Here is a 5,989-nt window from a genome sequence, read left to right on the forward strand (position 1 = left end):
CCCGGGCCCGGCCCCGCCCCCACCGGCGACCATGACGCAGCGCCGGGCCCTGCCCGGCTGAAAGCGGTTCCAGAATCCTTGAACGGCCAGTTCACGGAGTGGCGGGTCTATAATTGCGGTTTTCCCGCACCCGCCACAGGAAATACATGAGCATCGAACAGCTGGCCGAAACCGCCCAGGCCATGGTCGCCCCGGGCAAGGGCATCATCGCCATCGACGAATCCACCGGTACCATCGCCAAGCGCTTCGCCAGCGTGGGCATCGAGAACACCGAAGAGAACCGTCGTGCCTACCGCGAGCTGCTGCTGACCACGCCGAAGCTCAACGAGCACATTTCCGGCGCGATCCTGTACGACGAAACCATCCGCCAGTCCACCAAGGACGGCGTGCCGTTCGCCAAGTACATGGCCGACAACGGCATGATTCCGGGCATCAAGGTCGACAAGGGCGCCCACCCGCTGGCCGGCTGCCCGGGCGAGCTGGTCACCGAAGGCCTCGACGGCCTGCGTGAGCGCCTGCAGGAGTACTACAAGCTGGGTGCGCGTTTCGCCAAGTGGCGTGCGGTGATCAACATCGGCGAAAGCATTCCGTCGGGCACCTGCATCGAGTCCAACGCCCATGCGCTGGCCCGTTATGCCGCGCTGTGCCAGGAATGCGGCCTGGTGCCGATGGTCGAGCCGGAAGTGATCATGGACGGCGACCACGACATCGAGACCTGCTACGAAGTCACCGAAGCCACCCTGCGTTCGCTGTTCGACGCGCTGTACCAGCAGAACGTGCTGCTGGAAGGCACCATCCTGAAGGCCTCGATGGTCATTTCCGGCAAGGGCTGCGAAGAGCAGGCCGACGTCGAGGAAGTGGCTGAATCGACCGTCATGTGCCTCAAGAGCACCGTGCCGGCGATCCTGCCGGGCGTGGTGTTCCTGTCCGGTGGCCAGGGCGACGAGCAGTCCACCGCGCACCTCAACGCCATGAACCAGATGGGCAACCTGCCGTGGCCGCTGAGCTTCTCCTACGGCCGCGCCATGCAGCAGGCCGCGCTGAAGCTGTGGGCCAAGGACACCAAGGCCAACGTCGCCAAGGCACAGCAGACCGTGTACGACCGCGCCAAGGAAAACGGCCAGGCCGCACTGGGCAAGTGGAACGGCTGATCTCGCCGGCCGCATGAAATGAAAAAGACGCCGGCGCCATGCCGGCGTTTTTTTATCGGCATCACAACGGCGTAGAGCCACGCCCTGCGTGGCTGCATTTCGTTCCGGCACCGCGAAGCCACGCAAGGCGTGGCTCTACAAGGAGGCTTCATGCGAGCAGGATGGACCTGGCTGTTCCTTTTGTTCCCCGCCACCGCAGTCCATGCCTCGGCGCGGAGCTTTGATGTGTTGCATTACGACGTCGCCCTTGTGCCTGACATCGCGCGCGGGCAGGTGATCGGCCAGCAGACCGTGCAGCTGCGTTCGGAACGTCACGAGCTGTCCGAAATTCAGCTCGACAGCGGCGAGCTCAAGATCAACTCGGTCAGCGTGAACGGGCGTCCGCTGCGGTTCGAACAGCAGCAGGCAACCGTAAGCATCGCCTTCGACGCGCCGCTCAAGCGCGACGAACAGGCAGTGCTGCAGATCACCTACACCGGCACGCCGCCGTACGGCCTCGAATTCGCGCCCGGGCGCAGCGAGGTCTACACCATCTTCTCCACCAGCCAGTGGATGCCCTCGGTCGATGCACCCGATGAGCGCGCCACGCTGTCCCTGTCGGTGAGGTTGCCCAACGATCTGCTTGCCACCGGCGGCGGTCGCACGTTGCCCGCGCGTACGCTCGCCGATGGCCGCATCGAACACCGCTGGCGGCTGGATACGCCGATGCCCGGCTACGTGTACGGGTTTGCGGCCGGCCGCTACCAGCAGGTCCGTGCGCGACACGGCGACACCGCGCTGCGCTTCCTGTCCGCCGATCGCTCACCCGGACAGCTGCAGGCGATCTTCGCGCGCACCGGCGACATGCTCGACTTCTTTGCCGCGCGTGCAGGCCTGCCTTATCGCGGCGACTACGAACAGGCGCTGGTGGCCGACACCATCGGCCAGGAAATGGCCGGGCTGTCGCTGATGTCAGAGGCGTACGGGCAGGAGGTGCTGGACGACCCTGACCACGTCGCCCTGATCGCCCACGAAGCCGCCCACCAGTGGTGGGGCAACCGGGTGACGTGCGTCGGGTGGGAGCACTTCTGGCTCAACGAAGGTTTCGCCAATTTCATGACCGCCGCCTACCTGCAGCACACGCAGGGCGAAGCGGCGTACCAGGCGCAGGTGCAGCGCTGGCGCACGCGGCTGGAGGCGCTGCGCGCCAAGGGCGCCGACCACGCTCTCGTGTATGAAAGCTGGAAAGCGCCCACCGGCGATGACCGCGCCGTGGTGTACCAGAAGGGGGCTTACGTACTGCACCTGCTGCGCGAGGCGATGGGTGAAGAAGCGTTCTGGCGTGGCATCCGCGACTACACCCGCGCCCATGATGGAAAGAGCGTGGAGACCAGGGATTTCCAGAACGCAATGGATCATGCAGCAGGGCGTTCGCTGCAGCCGTTCTTCAACCAATGGGTGTATCGCGCGAACCCGTAGAGCCACGCCCTGCGTGGCTGCTCTCCGTCCGGCACCGCGAAGCCACGCACAACAGCATTGCCACATGCCGCGCGGCAAGCTCCGCGCGCGTGGCGACGCGTTCATCAGAACGGCGCCCGTCGGTCATGCGGCGCGGCTCTACGGCGCAGGCGCCGGCAGCTCGACACCCGCGCTCGGGATCGGTAACGGCCCCGCCACCTCCACCGGTTGCCCCAGCGCCGCCAGCGCCTGCTGGTACACCTTGAAGGTCGCGGCGTTGTAGGCCACCAGGATGATCCGCTGCGGTTCGCGGTGCGAACGCTGCCAGGTCAAGGTCTCGGTGGCCGCGATATGCGCGGCCTGGTGCAGCGGGTAGCCGAATACCCCGCAGCTGATCGCCGGGAACGCGATCGACGTCAGGCCCAGCTTCTCGGCCAGCTGCAGCGATTTCCAGTAGCAGTTGGCCAGCAGCGCCGGCTCATCGCGCAGGCCGTCCTGCCATACCGGCCCCACCGTATGCAGCACATGCTTCGCCGGCAGGTTGTAGCCGGCCGTGGCGCGCACTTCACCGGTCGGGCAGCGCATGCCCGGGCGGATCTCCGGCAACGCCGCGCATTCGGCCAGCAGTTGCGGGCCGGCCGCGCGATGGATCGCCCCATCCACGCCACCCCCGCCAAGCAGGGACTCGTTGGCCGCATTGACGATCGCATCCACCGCCAGGGTCGTGATGTCGCCCTGCCACACTTCGATCTTCATGCGTGCCGCTCCTTCTATACCGGGTCCATACAACGGGATGACTGCCGCCTCACACGCTAGCGGCCAGGGCATCTAGGCTGCGTCATCGTCGTCTCAGGCAGTGCGACCCGGCGGGCACCACCCAACAGCCCTACCTTGCGGCGGGCCGGCTTCACGGCAGATGAAGGTCCCGTTGGAAACGAAAACGCCCACCGCAGGGGTGGGCGTCACGTTCAGCCAAGGCCGCCGGTTCAGGGGGTGCCGGCCAGCCACTCGTCGTCGGAGCCTTCGTTGATGTCGGCAAACAGCGGCGTGGAGAAGTAGCGCTCGCCGGTGTCGGGCAGCATCGCCAGCAGCACGCTGCCGGGCGCCGCCTTGGCCGCCACATCCAACGCGCTGGCCACCGTGGCACCGGCCGAGATGCCGACGAAGATGCCTTCCTCGGCCGCCAGCCGGCGCGCGGTTTCAATCGCGCGGGCGTCGTCGATGCTCAGTAGTTCGTCGTAGACCTCGCGGTTGAGTACGTCCGGCACGAAATCCGGGGTCCAGCCCTGGATCTTGTGCGGCTTCCATTCCGCGCCGCCCAGCAGCGCCGCCCCTTCCGGTTCGGTGGCGATGATGCGGGTTTCCGGGCGGGCCACCTTGAGCACCTCGCCCACGCCGGTGAGGGTGCCGCCGGTGCCCCAGCCGGTCACGAAGTAGTCCAGCCGCGTGCCGGCGAAGTCACGCAGGATCTCGGCCGCCGTGGTGTTGCGGTGGTAGGCCGGGTTGGCCGGGTTGGTGAACTGGCTGGCCAGGAACCAGCCGTGTTCCTCGGCCAGCTCGCGGGCACGCTTGACCATGCCCGAACCGCGCTCGGCGGCCGGGGTCAGGATCACCTTGGCGCCATAGGCGCGCATCAGCTTGCGGCGCTCGATGGAGAAGGTCTCCACCATCGTGGCCACGAACTTGTAGCCGCGCGCGGCCGCCACCATCGCCAGCGCCACGCCGGTGTTGCCCGAGGTGGCCTCCACGATGGTGTCGCCGGGCTTGAGCACCCCGCGGGCTTCGGCGTCCAGGATGATCGCCAGCGCCAGGCGGTCTTTCACCGAACCGCCGGGATTGAACGACTCCACCTTCGCGTACAGGGTGACGTGGTCGGGGGCAATGCGGTTCAGGCGCACCACCGGGGTGTTGCCGATGGTGTCCAGGATCGAGTTGTACAGGGCCATGGGACTGCTCCACGGAAGATCGTTGACGGGCCACGGACGAGGCCGCAGCAGGGGAGGGGTACCGCGCAGGTGGTATCGCGCGCTGGCAGCAACGGGTTCCGCCAGACCGTAGCGCCAGCATATGAGCGCGCGAAATGACCTGATTACCTTCATAAACAACATTTGGTTATAAGCTGGTGACGGCAACTGCCTTACAGTCGGCTTGACCCCCTTCCTTCCTGCTGCGCGCACGCCCATGACGCTGACCCAACTCCGTTACCTGGTCGCCATCGCCGACGCCGAGCTCAACATCACGCTGGCGGCCTCCCGGGTGCATGCCACCCAGCCCGGCCTGTCCAAGCAGCTCAAGCAGCTGGAAGATGAACTGGGCTTCCTGCTGTTCGTGCGCAAGGGCCGCAGCCTGGAAGCGGTGACCCCGGCCGGCGTGGAAGTGATCGGCCGCGCCCGCGCGGTGCTGTCCGAAGCCAACAACATCCGCACCTACGCGGCCAACCAGCGCCGCGAGAGCCAGGGCCAGCTGATCCTGACCACCACCCACACCCAGGCGCGGTTCGTGCTGCCGCCGGCGGTGGCGCGCATCAAGCAGGCCTACCCGCAGGTCAGCGTGCACCTGCAGCAGGCCGCCGAAAGCGACGCGCTGGACCTGCTCAGCCAGGGCGATGCGGATATCGCCATCATCAGTACCGCCGGTGCCGAACCCACCGCCGGCATCGCCATTCCGCTGTACCGCTGGCGCCGGCTGGTGCTGGTACCGCGCGGCCACCCGCTCGACCGCCCCGGTGCCGCCCCGGACCTGCAGGCGCTGTCGACCCAGCCGCTGATCAGCTACGAATCCTCCACCCGCGGCAGCTCCTCGCTGCAGCGCGCCTTCGCCGCGTCCGGGCTGACCCCGGACATCGCGCTGACCGCGCTGGATGCGGACCTGATCAAGACCTACGTGCGTACCGGGCTGGGCGTGGGCCTGCTGGCCGAAATGGCGGTCAATGCCGGCGATGAAGACCTGCGCTCGTGGCCGGCGCCGGCGCCGATCGACGAATGCATCGCCTGGGCCGTGCTGCCGCGTGACCGCGTGCTGCGCGACTACGCGCTGGAACTGGTGCACGTGCTGGCCCCGCAGATCGACACCCGCGACCTGCGCCGGGTGATCGATGGCAACCAGGAAGCCGATTGGCCGCTGCCGCCGACGTGGGAATCGTTGACCCAGACCATTACGGTTTAGGCGGCTTCGGTTGGGTTGAACGTCGGTGGGAAGGTGCCCGCCAATGGTGTATCGGCTTCGGGTGCTTGGGCCGCGCTGCGCGCGGTGTCCGGCCAACGGCCGGGGCTACGAATTTTTACGGGCCCATTGGGATCTGGATCAACCCATCACCGGCTCCGGTAACCCTCGGTAGCGCCGGCCGTTGGCCGGCCCGCTGCGCCGGGTGGTCGCAGGGGGGGCCGGGGCCCGCGCGGGCC

The 5,989-nt window shown here is 67.4% G+C and carries 5 protein-coding genes; 3 read left to right on the top strand and 2 right to left on the bottom strand.

The features are described 5' to 3' along the window. The first annotated feature begins 146 nt into the window (after nucleotides 1-146). Complete coding sequence (locus QMX79_RS19555) at nucleotides 147-1,151, top strand: class I fructose-bisphosphate aldolase (protein ID WP_093533681.1); 1,005 nt, start codon at nucleotides 147-149, stop codon at nucleotides 1,149-1,151. A gap of 150 nt (nucleotides 1,152-1,301) precedes the next feature. Continuing rightward, nucleotides 1,302-2,609, top strand: coding sequence for a M1 family metallopeptidase (locus QMX79_RS19560; RefSeq protein ID WP_282248255.1), 1,308 nt, complete (start codon nucleotides 1,302-1,304; stop codon nucleotides 2,607-2,609). Nucleotides 2,610-2,747: 138 nt separating this feature from the next. Here the strand turns inward: QMX79_RS19560 and QMX79_RS19565 are convergent, their stop codons facing one another. Both QMX79_RS19565 and cysK read right to left on the bottom strand, forming a co-directional pair. Then, nucleotides 2,748-3,344: an O-acetyl-ADP-ribose deacetylase gene (locus tag QMX79_RS19565; RefSeq protein ID WP_282248256.1), complete on the bottom strand. Its 597-nt coding sequence runs from the start codon at nucleotides 3,342-3,344 to the stop codon at nucleotides 2,748-2,750. A 230-nt stretch (nucleotides 3,345-3,574) separates the two neighbouring features. Next, nucleotides 3,575-4,534 carry a cysteine synthase A gene (cysK, locus tag QMX79_RS19570; RefSeq protein ID WP_282248257.1) on the bottom strand — a complete coding sequence of 320 codons (960 nt, stop codon included), beginning with the start codon at nucleotides 4,532-4,534 and terminating at the stop codon, nucleotides 3,575-3,577. Between the two features lie 235 nt (nucleotides 4,535-4,769). On the opposite strand from cysK, the gene QMX79_RS19575 reads away from it, so the two are divergent. Next, nucleotides 4,770-5,753 carry a LysR family transcriptional regulator gene (locus QMX79_RS19575; RefSeq protein ID WP_068853844.1) on the top strand — a complete coding sequence of 328 codons (984 nt, stop codon included), beginning with the start codon at nucleotides 4,770-4,772 and terminating at the stop codon, nucleotides 5,751-5,753. Nucleotides 5,754-5,989: the final 236 nt, after the last annotated feature.

Origin of the sequence: Stenotrophomonas sp. PS02300 (assembly GCF_029959395.1) — a bacterium.
Taxonomy (GTDB): Bacteria; Pseudomonadota; Gammaproteobacteria; order Xanthomonadales; family Xanthomonadaceae; genus Stenotrophomonas; species Stenotrophomonas maltophilia_AD.

Coding starts and splice junctions, on each gene's coding strand:
- QMX79_RS19560 (WP_282248255.1), top strand. CDS start 1,302: ATGCGAGCAGGATGGACCTGGCTGTTCCTTTTGTTCCCCGCCACCGCA.
- QMX79_RS19555 (WP_093533681.1), top strand. CDS start 147: ATGAGCATCGAACAGCTGGCCGAAACCGCCCAGGCCATGGTCGCCCCG.
- QMX79_RS19565 (WP_282248256.1), bottom strand. CDS start 3,344: ATGAAGATCGAAGTGTGGCAGGGCGACATCACGACCCTGGCGGTGGAT.
- cysK (WP_282248257.1), bottom strand. CDS start 4,534: ATGGCCCTGTACAACTCGATCCTGGACACCATCGGCAACACCCCGGTG.
- QMX79_RS19575 (WP_068853844.1), top strand. CDS start 4,770: ATGACGCTGACCCAACTCCGTTACCTGGTCGCCATCGCCGACGCCGAG.